At 57.3% G+C, this 13,757-nt stretch carries 15 protein-coding genes; 11 read left to right on the top strand and 4 right to left on the bottom strand.

The window, feature by feature from the left end; translation table 11 throughout:
• Positions 1-278 (top strand): ACT domain-containing protein (locus QZ307_RS08895; protein WP_295998848.1); only part of this gene is annotated, 278 nt, incomplete at its 5' end.
• 256 nt (positions 279-534) lie between these two features.
• Positions 535-1,584 (top strand): aspartate-semialdehyde dehydrogenase, encoded by a 1,050-nt coding sequence (locus QZ307_RS08890; RefSeq protein WP_295998845.1) that lies wholly within the window; start codon positions 535-537, stop codon positions 1,582-1,584.
• A gap of 338 nt (positions 1,585-1,922) precedes the next feature.
• Here QZ307_RS08890 and QZ307_RS08885 read toward each other — a convergent pair whose 3' ends face one another.
• The 3 genes from QZ307_RS08885 to QZ307_RS08875 all read right to left on the bottom strand — a co-directional run bounded on the left by QZ307_RS08885 (position 1,923) and on the right by QZ307_RS08875 (position 4,113).
• Positions 1,923-2,663 carry a TlyA family RNA methyltransferase gene (locus tag QZ307_RS08885; RefSeq protein WP_295998842.1) on the bottom strand — a complete coding sequence of 247 codons (741 nt, stop codon included), beginning with the start codon at positions 2,661-2,663 and terminating at the stop codon, positions 1,923-1,925.
• Positions 2,664-2,815: 152 nt separating this feature from the next.
• Positions 2,816-3,724, bottom strand: a complete 909-nt coding sequence (locus QZ307_RS08880; RefSeq protein ID WP_295998840.1) for a TatD family hydrolase — start codon at positions 3,722-3,724, stop codon at positions 2,816-2,818.
• A gap of 173 nt (positions 3,725-3,897) precedes the next feature.
• Positions 3,898-4,113: a helix-turn-helix transcriptional regulator gene (locus QZ307_RS08875; protein WP_295998837.1), complete on the bottom strand. Its 216-nt coding sequence runs from the start codon at positions 4,111-4,113 to the stop codon at positions 3,898-3,900.
• 129 nt (positions 4,114-4,242) lie between these two features.
• Here QZ307_RS08875 and QZ307_RS08870 point away from each other — a divergent pair, with 129 nt between their 5' ends.
• The 7 genes from QZ307_RS08870 (at position 4,243) to QZ307_RS08840 (ending at position 11,180) form a co-directional block, all read left to right on the top strand.
• A complete protein-coding gene (locus QZ307_RS08870; RefSeq protein ID WP_295998834.1) occupies positions 4,243-5,493 on the top strand; it encodes a hypothetical protein in 1,251 nt (416 codons plus the stop codon).
• Positions 5,486-6,661 carry an HNH/ENDO VII family nuclease gene (locus tag QZ307_RS08865; protein ID WP_295998832.1) on the top strand — a complete coding sequence of 392 codons (1,176 nt, stop codon included), beginning with the start codon at positions 5,486-5,488 and terminating at the stop codon, positions 6,659-6,661. Before QZ307_RS08870 ends, QZ307_RS08865 begins: the two co-directional genes overlap by 8 nt.
• An 80-nt stretch (positions 6,662-6,741) precedes the next feature.
• Positions 6,742-7,536 carry a hypothetical protein gene (locus QZ307_RS08860; protein ID WP_295998829.1) on the top strand — a complete coding sequence of 265 codons (795 nt, stop codon included), beginning with the start codon at positions 6,742-6,744 and terminating at the stop codon, positions 7,534-7,536.
• 12 nt (positions 7,537-7,548) lie between these two features.
• Complete coding sequence (locus tag QZ307_RS08855; protein ID WP_295998826.1) at positions 7,549-8,325, top strand: TerB family tellurite resistance protein; 777 nt, start codon at positions 7,549-7,551, stop codon at positions 8,323-8,325.
• Between the two features lie 23 nt (positions 8,326-8,348).
• Positions 8,349-9,335 carry a hypothetical protein gene (locus tag QZ307_RS08850; protein ID WP_295998823.1) on the top strand — a complete coding sequence of 329 codons (987 nt, stop codon included), beginning with the start codon at positions 8,349-8,351 and terminating at the stop codon, positions 9,333-9,335.
• Between the two features lie 16 nt (positions 9,336-9,351).
• A complete protein-coding gene (locus tag QZ307_RS08845; RefSeq protein ID WP_295998819.1) occupies positions 9,352-9,711 on the top strand; it encodes a YccF domain-containing protein in 360 nt (119 codons plus the stop codon).
• Positions 9,712-9,800: 89 nt separating this feature from the next.
• Positions 9,801-11,180, top strand: coding sequence for a CAP domain-containing protein (locus tag QZ307_RS08840; RefSeq protein ID WP_295998817.1), 1,380 nt, complete (start codon positions 9,801-9,803; stop codon positions 11,178-11,180).
• A 162-nt stretch (positions 11,181-11,342) separates the two neighbouring features.
• Here QZ307_RS08840 and QZ307_RS08835 read toward each other — a convergent pair whose 3' ends face one another.
• Complete coding sequence (locus QZ307_RS08835) at positions 11,343-11,699, bottom strand: hypothetical protein (protein WP_295998811.1); 357 nt, start codon at positions 11,697-11,699, stop codon at positions 11,343-11,345.
• A gap of 429 nt (positions 11,700-12,128) precedes the next feature.
• Between QZ307_RS08835 and QZ307_RS08830 the strand changes: the two genes are divergently transcribed.
• Positions 12,129-13,094 (top strand): transporter substrate-binding domain-containing protein, encoded by a 966-nt coding sequence (locus QZ307_RS08830; RefSeq protein ID WP_295998808.1) that lies wholly within the window; start codon positions 12,129-12,131, stop codon positions 13,092-13,094.
• Between the two features lie 285 nt (positions 13,095-13,379).
• Positions 13,380-13,757, top strand: a 378-nt coding sequence (locus QZ307_RS08825; protein WP_295998804.1) for a UvrD-helicase domain-containing protein, incomplete at its 3' end; no start/stop codon positions are given.

The following is a 13,757-nucleotide window of genomic DNA, read 5'->3' as shown; positions in this document are numbered from 1 at the left end:
TCGACGAGGATATCGCGAAGGTGAGCCTGGTGGGCACGGGCATGAAGTCCTCGCCGGGCGTGGCGTCGCGCACGTTCTCCACTCTGGGCGAGAACAACATCAACATCATCGCTATCTCTACGTCGCCCATCCGCCTTTCCATGATTGTGGATGCGGCTCAGGCCGCCCAGGCCGTGCAGTGCCTGCACACCGCCTTCGGCCTCGATTCCGACGACCTGTTCGTAGAGACCCAGCTTTCCGCGGAAGAGATTGCCGCGAAGATGAAGAAAGGACGTTGATGTTCCGCCGTTGCTGACGCAACGACGGACCACTCGATGCTGCGGTTCCGACAGGCACCTGGCCTTGCACTTCAGGACTTTCCTTCGCGGCGCGAAGGCCGCTCAGCCGCCCTTCAGCACAATTCCAGGCACCTGTCGGACCCTCGCTGACTTCCTTGGGCGAACCAGGGATAGTGGTGAAAAAGTGTTCAGAGAACTCGTCATACCCCTCCCGGCCGCCTCGGCGCTACGGGAATGATCTTGAAAGGACAACTCAATGACTTGGACGAAAGAAATTCCCGCGAATCCCGTTGTGGCCGTGGCTGGTGCCACGGGCGCGGTAGGGCAGGAGTTTTTGCGTGTACTGCACGACGTTGACTTTCCGGCTTCCGAGGTTCGCGCCCTGGCCAGCGCCCGTTCTGCTGGTAAGAAGGTGGCGTTCGAGGGCTGCGGTCTGGTGCCCGCGGGTGAGCTGACCGTGCAGGAGATGACGCCGGAGTCCTTCGAGGGCGTGGATATCGCGCTGTTCTCGGCGGGCGCGGGTGTGTCCAAGGCCATGCGCGAGGCCGTGACGGCGGCTGGTGCCGTGATGATCGATAACTCCAGCGCCTTCCGCATGGACGAGGACGTGCCGCTGGTGGTTCCCGAGGTGAATCCGCAGGACGTGGCCTGGCACAACGGTGTTATCGCGAACCCGAACTGCTCCACCATCCAGATGGTGGTGGCCTTGAAGCCGCTGTACGACCTGTCGCCCATCACGCGCGTGGTGGTGTCCACCTACCAGGCCGCTTCCGGTGCCGGCGCCCCGGCCATGGCCGAGCTGTACGACCAGACCCGCGAGTTTTTGGACGGCAAGCCCGAGGAAGAGCTGACCATCGAGGCCTTCGCCCATCGCATTGCCTTCAACACCATTCCGCACATTGATGTGTTCCTGGAAGACGGCTCCACCAAGGAAGAGTGGAAGATGGTGGTGGAGACGAAGAAGATCATGGGCGATCCGAACATCCAGGTGGCGGCCACGTGCGTGCGCGTGCCCGTGCTGCGCTGCCATGGCGAGTCCATCAACGTGGAGTTTGCCGATGAGGTAACCGTGGAGCAGGCTCGTGCTGCCTTGGAAGCGGCCCCGGGCGTCGAGGTCATGGACGATACTGAGAACAAGGTGTACCCCATGCCCGGTCTGCTGGCCGGCACTGACGGCACCTTCGTGGGCCGTTTGCGTAAGGACCCCACGGTGGAGCACGGCATCGCGTTCTGGGATGTGGCCGATCAGATCCGCAAGGGCGCGGCGCTGAACGCCGTGCAGATTGCCCAGCTGCTGCTGCCGTAAAGGCGAAGGCCAGCTAGAAGCTAGAGACGCGCGGGCGCTCCTTCGGGGGCGCCCGTTTTCGTTGGGGTGCTTGCCAAGTGTGTGCAGGGGTGTAGTGAGGGGTGCTTGGGTTGTCTTCTATCGCGCGAGTGCCCTTTGAAGCTGGGGCTGCTTTCGGAAGCTTTTTCGCGTTTCGTTAGCAGCCTCAAGCGATCTGAGCGGCTTGGGTTTACCTATGGTTCGTAAAACCCCAGGTGGAAAATTTCGCTTTTGCGAAAAGGGCGCTCTTTCCTTTGCGGCCCGCTCGGAAGAGGTTAACTAAACGCAGAAAAGTTGTCGAAAACGAAGCTCCGCCTTTTTTATCGGTAGACCGCGCGCACGAGATATTCAACGTTGCCCTCGGCGCCGGTGATAGGGGATTCGACAGTGCCCGTTACTGAGAAGCCGGTGGCACCCAAGGCTTCGCGCACTTCTTCCACGGTGCGCAGCCGCACAGCCTCGTCGCGCACAATGCCGCGGTCAGTTTCGTCGTGGGCCGACTCGAACTGCGGCTTTACCAGGCCGATGAACACGGTTCCAGGCTGGCTGAAGCGCGGGAACAGGGGAGCGAGGCCGGCTAAGCCGATAAAGGACACGTCGATGACGATAAGGTCGAAGGGCGCGCCGAGGGCGGCGGGGTCGGCCTCTTTGATGTTGGTGCGCTCGAATACGGCCACGCGCGAATCTTGTCGCAGCTTCCACGCCAACTGCCCGTAGTTCACGTCCAGGGCTGCCACTCGTGCCGCGCCCGCTTGCAGGAGGCAATCAGTGAACCCGCCCGTGGATGAGCCAATGTCCAGGCAATTCATACCTGCGACCGACTGTCCGAACGCGTCGAGCGCCCCTTGTAGCTTATGGCCGCCGCGCGAGACGAACTGCTTGCGTCCGCGTAGGAAGATGTCGGCCTCGGGGGAAACTGTCACAGCGGCGCTGGTCACGTACGCGTCGTCAACGCGCACCTCGCGCGCCATCACGGCGCGCAGCACGTCGCCGGTGCTGGCGAAATCGCCGCGTGCAACGAGCAGTTCGTCCAAGCGTATCTTTTTTGGCTTCTTTGACATGAGTTTATTATCGCTGAGGTTTGCTAAGAAGAAGGTTTGGATCTGAAACTCCGACTGAAAAGTGGCACGAATGCCAGAAACTCCGACGAGAAAATGGCAGATTGGTCGTTAAGCGTCGGAGGTTTTGGGGTGGTGTCGTGCTGTCGCTGCGCCTAGGAAGTAGAGTCTGCCGGTGTCAAGAGTGCTTCGCTGGTGGCGGCCAGTCGCTGGGCGAGGGTGGTGGGGTCCACGTCCTTCAGCTGGGCGATACCGGCGAGGGCGTTGCGCAGTTCTGCTTCCCAGATTTCGGCGGGAAGGGGTTCGCCAGCGCGGGCGGGCATGTCGGTTTCCAGCAGCAGGCGATCGAAGGGGATCTGCCGTGCGTACTCGCGCCCGCGACGCGAGGCCAGCATGCGGGGACCGACCGAGAAGAAACAGCCGGCACGCAGGGCACGTTGCAAATCGTCGGAGCTGCCGGAGAACCAGTGGAAGATCACCTGATGACGGACGAGCGTGCCCGCAGCCTGCAAGGCGTCCAGAACGTCGCCCGCAGCGTTCACCGCATGGATAGAAAGCAGCTTGGGAAGGGGGGTATTGGCAGAGACGGTCGCTTTGCTGGCGGCCGTCCTATTGCCGGCCGCAGTGGTGGCGAGTGCGGTGGAGGGGGTGGTCTCATCACTGGCGACGAAGGCATAAAGCGCGGTGAGGTCGGTTGCAACCTCGTCGCAAGCAGCCAATATGCGCTCGAACGCCGCAAGCTGTCGCGCACGCGATTCTCCTGTGTCGCGCGCTCCCGCAAAGTCCAGCCCGATCTCGCCGATAAAGCGCGCGCCCGGCGCCAGCGCGCAGAACGTTGTCAGCTGCGCCTCGTCGATGCGGCCGTCGGCGATCCACCAGGGATGCGCCCCTAGAGCCAACCGCATCGAGGAGGCCGTGGCCAGCTGGGGCGTCAGTGCTTCGTACTCAGCCGGCGTCACCGTGCAAGAAAGCCCCCCGATGCCCCGTGCTGCCGCTTCCGCGGCCGTGCGCGCAGGGTCGGGCGTGAATCCCAGGTGACAGTGCATGTCATAAAGCGTTTCCATGCCGGTAAGCATAGCAGAAGGCCGACGACGCTGGTGAGCTTGTATAGGTTCTGTCGTTGTTCGAAGAAGTGTTTAGGGCTGCTCCAGAAGAAGGAGGGAGAGGGCTTCATTATTGGTGTCGACAAAGAGGGCAAATCTTAGCCAGCAGCTAATGAACGACTGACGGTGCCTCGCTAGAATGGGATCAGTTTCGAAACGCAGACATCCAGGGCATCGGCAATGCGACCCAAGTCATCGAGCCCCACGCTCACGCGCCCGGATTCGATGCGCCAAATATGAGACTTGCTGCTGCCAATCATCAGCGCAAGTTTATGCTGGGAGAGCCCTTGCTCTTCCCGCCTCGTCCTGATCGCCGAACCAAGGGCGATACGTTTCTCGTCTGCATTCATGCCCTAAGCCTATGCGGTATACTTACAAAGTTGGCTTCATATATGAAGCCAACAGGGAAGAGGCGAGGTACGACATTGATCCCGCGAATGTGAGAAGGGCCTGAGCTAATCGCTTCGTTAAGGAGTATCGTGAAATATCTGGTTAGAGTTTTAGCTATTGCCTTCACCTTAGCTCTCGTGCTGCCATCTTTTGCGTTTGGAGACGAAGAAGCCTACTACTTCGATAAAGTTTATAACGCGGGGCTGGATACGGGCTATTCGGAAACGAATCTCATAGAGGAAGGCGATCCGCATTTCGGGTGGAAGATAGGGACGTTTAAGGTGTCCGGGTTTACCCAGGTCGCGGATAGCTCGGATGGGTCCAAAGTGTTTCTAAAGACGGTTGGCGACACGGTCGTCCTCTCGTTCACTTTAAGTGAGAATATCGATGCTCTTAATGGGAACGGACAGCTCTCGGTCAATAGCGATTCGGGTGGATTTGACCAATTGATGGGTATTTCCAAGACCGAGCTGGGGAGAGGTGCTCTTTTTGTTCGATACACGGATTACCAGAACGCAACACACGCGCCCGAGGTTTATGTCGACTATTTTGAGGGCATTGAAGTTGGTGCAACCACCGAAGTCCAGCTCTGTGAAGAGGGCGACTATGAGGTGGTTCTTGACTACGAATTGTGCAATGACGTTCGCAAGGTTGGACCTATTTCTATTTTCCCTGAGTACTCTGACTACTCCATACGTTTCAATTTTTCCGTCCGCAACGGCAACTGCATGATCTTCCCACTTGATGCCCAAACGGGATCAGAATTGACCAATGAATCTTATGCGCCCAATGGCTTCAAGCTCGATCTTGCAAATTCTCGCTTCTTGGATATCAATGTCAAGAGGGATGTTGTGGCCGATGGATCGGGCCGCTTGGTCGAAGATACGCGTTTTAATGGACCAGCCTGTGATGGGGATGTTTACTCAGACGAGGGTATTTATACGCTAACTGCTATGAACAAGGATACCGGGCAATCTACCGTTAAGGTGATTTACGTGGGCGATAACCCCACGCTGAAAACTTATGCGGAAGAGGGCAAGTCCGTTGAGGAAATGAATGCGCTCATAGATTCCGATGAGCTTTGTTCGGACGAAGCGACTCCCGTCGAGGAGGGTGGCTCTGTGCATGAAGCTGGGAGCGGCAAAGACTTGGATACGCTTGGCCGTGAAGGAGCGATTGTCGTAGTGGCGGTTATCGCCGCAAGTGCAGTGGCACTATTTGTTGTATTCGCTATTCGACGAAAGAAAAAACTTGCTTTCAAACGAGCGGAGTTGTTGTCCGTGGATGTTTATGACGTCGACCCGCACAAAGGTGATGACCGAGGGGGCTCCGATGCGTAAAGCTTTTCTTGCTGCATTCCTCTGTGTATGCCTTGCTTTGTTGGGATGTGGTCGTTCTGAGCTTGACAACGTATCGGTTGAGAGGGAGTCGGCTGACTCTTCAGAGCAGGCGCAGTACGCCGCTCTCGATGACGAGCGTCTTCTTGGAGACATCGAGACGGCAGCCTATGAGTCGATTGTGGAAGAGCTGTCTGACAAGGGTTATTTGGTTGAAGATGTCCAGGCGGCGTATCTTTCGAAAGAATATATCGAAGAACTCGCTTTCAACTCGAAGGAGAATGTCTTTTTCGGATACACGTTAGCTGAGATCGATGAGCTATTCACTGGTCAGCGATATGTATTCTATCCTGGAGAAGATGGCCAGACCGAGGTGAAGGCGTTCGAGGCGTACGATGGCACATATCATAAAGCGATACGGGATGTGGCTATCGGTACGGGTGTTGTTCTCGTCTGTGTTACTGTTTCGGTTGCCGCTTCCGCGATTTCCGCACCGGTTGCGTCAACCGTAAGTATCATTTTCGCAGCATCCGCCAAAGCTTCAGCAGTGGGGGCGTTGACGGGTGCGGCTTTCGGCAGCGCATGTTCGGGGATCCTCGCGGCAATCGAGACGGGCGATTCTGAGCAAGCTCTGAAGGCCTTTGCATCTGGAGCGGCTGATGGATATAAGTGGGGTGCGATTTCTGGTGCCGCAATTGGCGGAGTGGGAGAGGCTATTCAGTTTAAGCGCGCGGTGGATAGCGGTCTCAGCTTGAATCAGGCTGTAATCCAGCGCAAATCAAAATATCCTGTTGAAGTAGTTAAGTCGATTCGCAATGCCGACGAATACTCCATTTACGAGAAAGCTAATCTTGTCCCTGAAGAGATCAACGGGAAATCAGCTCTTGTTCGTAAAATTGACCTCAAATACGTCGATTCCGATGGGCGGACAAATTTGGAGCGTATGCAGATGGGCAAACCGCCCCTCGATTCCAATGGCGTCGCATACGAGGTTCACCATATTGGGCAAAAAGATGATTCTCCGCTTGCGATTCTAACGCAGGCAGAACATCGCTCGGCGGGGAACAATAAAATCCTGCATCCTAATCGAGAACTGAGTGAGATAAATCGCACCGCTTTCGAAAAAACCAAAAAGGAATTTTGGAAAGAGATGGCGTCGAGTGCTTTTTAAGGGTGCTCGACGCCATAGCGGTCAATGGGTGTTAGTAATGGCTTTCGGAACTCAGGATCGTCCGTGACGAAAGGTGACATATGAGCGATTCCGTTCAATTAAATTGGTCGTCTCTTTTGCAGCTTGTTTCTCTCTGTTCGCAGTTTAAGGAACAGAGAGAAAAGGGCGAAAAGGTTGATTTGCACGACGCAGCTCACAAAGTAGGAGCGGCTTTCGGTATTGAAGACATCGATAAAGCGGCTGTTCAAAAAGTACAAACGGTAATGGAGTCGGGGTTTGCTCAGGGTGTTGACGAGGCGAGCGCCAAGGCGCTCGCGTCGCTGTTCGCCTCATCAGCGAAACCGGTAATGACGTTGGTCGTGGGTTTTGCGAAAGGAGACAAGCAGCCGGTCGATTTTGTCGCAGGTCTCAATAAGATATGCTTCGGTAAAGTTGAGGAAATGCAATCGCTTCTCCAAAATGGCCTTGGCGTGCCCGATGAAACGGCCAACTTTCTTGCGGGCAAGCTTGGCCCCTACCTCGTATCGGTCTATGCTTTCGCCGCTGCGTACAACATATATCAACAGGCGGCGCAAGATGCTGCCCTTGCGCGGGAGCATCGTTTTGAAATAGAGCGGCTGACGGCTGAGTCCATCCGCCAGCTTAAGCAGCAGCGAGCTGAGATGGAACAAATGGTTGATGGGTATCTCCTTAATCGCCTGCTGCCCTTTGCTGAGGGAATGGCGGCAATGGATCAGGCTGTTTTGGACGGGGACGACAATCGTTTCATTGAGACCAATGCCGAACTCTGGCAGTTGTTTGGCCGCGATGCGCAATATAAGAGCGCCGACGAGTTTGAGACTTTGATGCTCTCCGAAGAGACGTTCAGGCTTTAGAAAGGACGACCGATGGCTTTTCTCAAGGGATTTGATTTGGATAAGCTTAGAGAAGGCATGGAATCTGGCGTCAAGATGGCGCAAGGTGGACTCGATGCGGGTTTGAAGGCTGCTCAAGAGGGGATTGCTAACTTTAAAGTTGAGGATGCGGTTCAAGGAGCACGAGAAACAGTCGAGGCAGGCGTTTCAACGATCGGTGGTGCTGTTGGCTCGCTCATTCCAAAAGCTTCTGAGGAAGAGCCCGACAGCTCTTCGAGCTGTCGAGAATTTGTCGCGTTGCTCTGGTACTTGGCCAATGTCGATGGCGTTGTGTCTGACCAGGAGCGGGAAACGCTCAATCAGCTCGCGGGGAGTCTCGACGACACCTATGCCAGTTACGCTGAGGCTTTGGAAAAGGAGTGCTCCGCGGCTTTTTCGTCGGCTGTCAGCGAGTTCGGGCCTCAGGCAGCTGCTAAGGTCGAAGCCCAGAAGATCATCGAATCGCTCGATTTAGCGCCCATGGAGGCCAAGCTCATGTGCTGGAACCTTCTGGCTCTCGCCAATGCCGACGGCCTCGACGAAAACGAGCTGGACTATATTCGCTTCGTAAGCGAAAGGGCGGGAGTTCCCCGTGCGGCGTTCGAGGAGCTGCGTAATTACAGTGATGCTGTGGTGGAGATTGGAAAAGCCCGCGAAAGCCTCAAGGCGAGCGGTCGTCCCTATAGCGAAGTCGAGCCGCTTGTGAGCGAGTATGCAGAGCGCGAGCGCATTGTGCTCGATTCCGCTCAGGCGCTCATTTCGGATCGATAGGGGGAAGCGCAATGTTGCCAGTCGTGTTTATCATTCCCGCAGCAGCTACCGGCATTGTCGGTGCTGGCAAAACTATCAAGAGTTTTGTGGATAGCAGGGAAGCAGATGATCTGACTTCCAAGGCTAACTCGCGTGTCGAGGATGCGAAAAACCATCTTGAGCGATCGCGGAAACTTTGTGCAACTTCTTTGGCGGACTACGGCGAGGAAAAGCTTTTCGTTTTGAACAACAGCATCGCGCGGTTCGTCGACAGTTTCGAGCAGATAAAGAATCTCGAGCTTGTTGATTCGCTCGGGCTCGAAGAGTTGAAGAAGCTCCGCGTGGACAAAGAGTCGATGGCGGAGCTGAAAGAGATGAGGGAATTTGCCGCGGCGGTTGCTGGTGGCTTGACGGCCGGGGCGGCCGGCGGTGCTCTTACCGCCTTCGGTGCCTACAATGCCGCGATGGCTTTCGCTTCGGCGTCGACGGGTACGGCTATTTCTACGCTAAGTGGTGCAGCGGCTACCAATGCCACGCTGGCTTTCTTTGGCGGCGGATCGCTTGCCGCGGGTGGCCTGGGTATGACCGGTGGCGTGATGGTTCTTGGTGGATTAGTAGCGGGTCCCGCATTGTTGGTCATGGGCCTGATAACCGGCAAGAAGGCAGAGGAAAAGCTGGAGGTTGCGAAAGCGAATAGCGCCCAGGCCGATGAGATTTGCCAAGAACTCGGTAACGCTGCTTTTCAGTGCGACGCTATCCGCCGACGCACGACGATGTTCTATGCATTCCTGGCACGTTTGGATGTGCGCTTTGTTCCGCTGGTCGATATGCTTGAAGAGGTCCTTGAGAAGGAGGGGCTCGGTTATACTGGTTACTCGCAAGATGCCAAGAGCGTTGTTTTGCGGTCGGTGACCATGGCGGGAACGATTAAATCTATGCTAGATACCCCGATCCTCACCGAGGACGGAGGCTTGACGGATGAGTCTGCGAAGCTGATGGAGTTGCTGGGCGTGAGGCTGCTAGAGAATTAGAGCTAGGAGAGCTTCCGTGTCCGCCATCGCTAACATAATTTGGATCATTTTCGGCGGGCTGGTTACCGCTATTGGATGGTGCTTCCTGGGTATTGTCTTCTGCATCACTATCGTGGGCATTCCGCTGGGGCGACAGTGCTTCAAGATGGCTTCGCTGACGCTCGCTCCCTTCGGGAAGACGATCACGTACGGCGGAGGCGCGCCGTCGCTCATTGCTAACATCTTCTGGGTGATCCTGGCAGGCCTTCCCATGGCGGCGTCGTATCTCTTCCTGGGGGTAGCCTACTGCATCACGGTTATCGGTGTCCCGGTCGGCCTGCAGTGTTTCAAAATGGCGAAGCTGTCGCTCTTGCCGTTCGGCGCAGTGGTTTCGTAGCGCTACGGTCGATTTTTCCATTCAACTCTTTTGTTATTCGTGCGCCCTTGCGAAAGCGAGGGAGCATTATTATTATGCCATCTGGGGAAATGTACAATGAGAGATGGAAAGAGGTAGCTATGGGCACAACGCTAGTTCCCGCTGACTCGTCTATTTTCAAACGGGGAGGGGTCGCTAATCGCGTACTGTGCCTCGTGCTTGCGGTCGCTCTGGTGGCCACGATAACCGTTCTGCCGACGGGCAGGGCCGAGGCGGCGACCACCACCATTAAGATTCCGGTCACCTACGGCCAGACGGAAGCTCGTAGCATGCTGCAGATGCTTAATGACTTCCGCGCCTCCAAGGATGCGTGGTATTGGAAAGAGGATAACAAGACGAAGCAGGTGCTCACGGATCTTCAGCCGCTTGAGTACGATTATGCTCTTGAGCAAGTGGCAATGCTGCGAGCTGCGGAGATTGCGTTTTCGTACTCGCATACGCGCCCAAATGGAACGACGTGCTTTACCGCTGCTGAAGGGCGCCCGCTGTACTTCTGTGGCGAAAATATCGCTGTGGGCACGGGATCTTACGGTTCTAAGAGTTCCATTTTCGATTCCTGGCGCGAGGACAATGAGGAATATGCGGGGCAGGGTCATCGGCGTAACATGCTTAGCTCTGGGTTTGCTACGGTGGGTATCGGCTTTGTTCAGCGTGATGGTATTAGCCATTGGGTCCAAAATTTTGGCGGTACTAACTCGGGCACTTCTGAAACTACAGCAGATAATTCGAAACGCGTTGTCGGCATCGAGGTGGATGAAGCTGCTATTGAGAGCAAGAAACTGTCCTCTTCCTATACGAGTGCCTCGCTTCAAGTGGGGGCTTCAAAGGCGCTTCCGATACTTACCATGACGCTTGAAGTCCCAGATTGCTGGCCCCGTGGTACGCTAACTGCAGATACATCCGATGCAGGTTGGACGAGTTCCAATCCTGCGATTGTGGCTGTGTCTGGCGGAAAGGTGGTTGCCAAGGCCGTCGGCACCGCGCAACTCACTGCGACCCTATACGGTTGCTCTGCCACCGTTGACGTGACGGTTTCGGCGAAACCCTCGACGACCACCAAGCCTGGATCCGCGAGCACTTCTAAACCCTCGACGACTTCCAAGCCATCCACGACCGCGAAGGCCAAGAAGCCTGCTGCCACTTCGCTGAAGAGCGTGAAGGCGGGGAAGAAGAAGGCGACGATTAAGTGGAAGAAGCAGACCAAGAACGTTTCGGGCTATCAGGTGTGGTTGTCCACCTCCAAGAAGTTCACCAAGAAAACGACGGTCAAGAAGACGGTCTCGAAGAAGAAGACGTCGCTGACGGTGAAGAAGCTGATGGCGAAGAAGACGTACTACGTGAAAATCCGTACGTACTACAAGAATCCCACCACGAAGAAGCTGACGTACTCTGACTGGTCGAAGGTTAAGAAGGTCACCATCAAGAAGTAACTGACGGTTTCGTAGTCTGGCGCTTAACCACGCAAAGCGGCTCTCCCTGAGGTACTGGGAGAGCCGCTTTGCTTGTGCGAGTCGGGTGCGAGTCGGTCGTACCTTTGCTTGTGCGGGTCGGGTGCGACTCGGTCATGCCTTTGCTTGGCGTCCGGCCTCGCGCTATTTCATAGCTGCTGGATCTTCGTTGGAGCCGAGGTCTTCGGGGACGGTCATTTCTTCGAATTCGGTTTGCTGGGTCTTTTCCGCTTGGGTGGGGTTCATCCAGTCGCCGGCGACGGCGAAAGCGATGCAGAGGGCTATAATGGCCACGACAGCGATGACGACCCAGATGAGTCCCGGGTGCTTGCGCGTATTTGCTTTCGGACCGCCCTTGTCCACCTCGAACTCCTGCATAGCGGGAAACTCTGGATCGCTTGCCGACGATTCTAGTACGTCAGGCTGTTCGGCGGCCAGGGGGTCGCGCTCGGCGAAGGTCTCATGGTGCTTCTCGTGCTCCTTGTGCTTGTGCTCGCTCATGGTTGCTCCTCTCTCGTCGCCTGCAGGCGACCTGTAGGTTTGCTGTCTGCGCTCCTGTAGGCAACTGACAGGTTTGTCGGTTGCCGCCCGTTTCTCTTGCTGACGTTTGCTTAGTGTTTCTGGCTCTTATGGTAGTCAGCGCCCTGACGCTTGCGGACTGCTTTAGGAAGCAGATGCGATTTGTTAAGCAATTTGGTTCGCTTTTGTTGAAATTCCTCCTGCGGGGATGATGCTGCGAGTGGCAGGGGATGATGTGCGGCGCCGCGGCAGGGCTAAGGTGAAATGGAAGAAGTCTCTTCGCGATGGGCTGGCGGCTGGGCTGCGGCCCGATGCGTGATTGCGCGACGGGCGGCTGCGGCTACGCAGTGGTCAGCATGCGGCTGTGATGCGGCCGAAGGGCGGAGAGCATGCGACGAGAGAGGATTTTCCATGACTGAACTACCTGTGGGCGCGCGTGATCGCCGCGCGACGGCGGCTTCGGCGCTGCGGGCCCTGACGGCTGTCCTCGTACTGGGCGCCCTGGCGGCCGTTTTGCTGCTGACGGGCTGCTCCAACAGTAGCGACTCTGAGGCGGCTTCCCCCGCCGAGTCTTCCAGCTCCACCGAGCAGACCACCGCAGGCACGACCGCACCCGGCGTGCTGTATGTGGCCTCGGCCCTGAACAACGATCCCTACGAGCAAGAAACCGCCACCAGCCAAAACGGCTTCACGGTGGACTTACTGGAGCTTATCGGCGAGCGTATGGGACTCGAGGTGGAATTCGGTCACGCAGTGAACCACAAGGCCGAAGACCAGTCCATCACCGAGGGCACCCCGGCCGACGTGGCCGCGAAGGTGGCTGCGGGCGATGCCGATTTGGGCGCCTCCTCCATTCCCGTCACGGAAAGTCTTGAGGGCGTGACCTTTACGGAGCCCTATCTTCATGCCGATTGGGCGCTTATCACTAAGGACAGCACGGGCTACAACGACGCAGCCTCCCTGGAAGGCACGGGCGTAAAAGTGGCGGTGTCGAGCGACGAGGCAGCGGCCTGGGTGGCCGAGCGCTTCCCCGAGGCCGAGGTGCTGAGCTTCGACCACAACCTGGATGCGATGATGGAGGTCAATTCCGAGCGCGCGCAGGCCGCTGTAGTGGACGAGCCGCGTCTGAAGCGCTACGTCAAGGTGAAGGAGCCGCATCTGCAGATCATCGAGACCACGCCGCTCTCCGTTGACTACGCCTTTGTCGCGTCGGCCGACAACGGCGCCTTGGTCGAAGCTGTCAACGAAGCGCTTGCCCAGATCCAGGCCGACGGTAGCTACGATGAGCTGTACGAGTCATGGTTCGGCGAGGCGCCGGCATGGGGCAGCGCCACGCGCAGCGCCCCGGAGGCGGTCGACGACTCGACAGGGGCGTAAGCGCCCGGGCCAATCCGACACCTTCGCCTGACCGTCTGCCCGAAGAGCGACGGTTGGTGCCACCCGGTGTGGCGCCAACCAGTGCGGCATGGTCCCCTCTTCCCGCGTCGTTTATCGAACAAGCGGTGAATCCTTCGTGGCCTTCTTCCACAGGCACGGCGTGGCAGGATAGAATAGAGAGCCGTCCGCTTTCGGGCGGCTCTTTTTGCGCCTGGGGAAGGCGCGCGGCCGTTACCAGGCGGCATTTTGCGATACCAATCGACCGCAAGCGACAAGGATGTACCCGTGCCCATCGATATCGACACCCTGAATGATCCGCAGCGCGAGGCCGTGCTCACCACGGAAGGGCCTTTGCTGGTTCTGGCCGGCGCCGGCTCCGGCAAAACGCGCGTGCTCACCTACCGCATCGCGCACATGATCGAGGACCTGAATGTGGCCCCGTGGGAAATCCTGGCCATCACCTTCACCAACAAGGCGGCCACGGAGATGCGCGAGCGCTTGGCGCAGCTGGTGGGTCCCCGTTCCCGCGGCATGTGGGTGTCCACCTTCCACTCCATGTGCGTGCGCATTCTGCGCTCTGACGCCGAGCGTCTGGGGTTCACGCGCAACTTCACCATCTACGACACCGACGACTTGAAGCGCCTGTACAAGGACATCATGGCC

The sequence above is a fragment of the uncultured Adlercreutzia sp. genome (assembly GCA_910585575.1).
Taxonomy (GTDB): domain Bacteria; phylum Actinomycetota; class Coriobacteriia; order Coriobacteriales; family Eggerthellaceae; genus Adlercreutzia.
The sequence above is the reverse complement of the archived record's forward strand: the minus strand, read 5'-3'. Positions and strand labels throughout refer to the sequence as shown.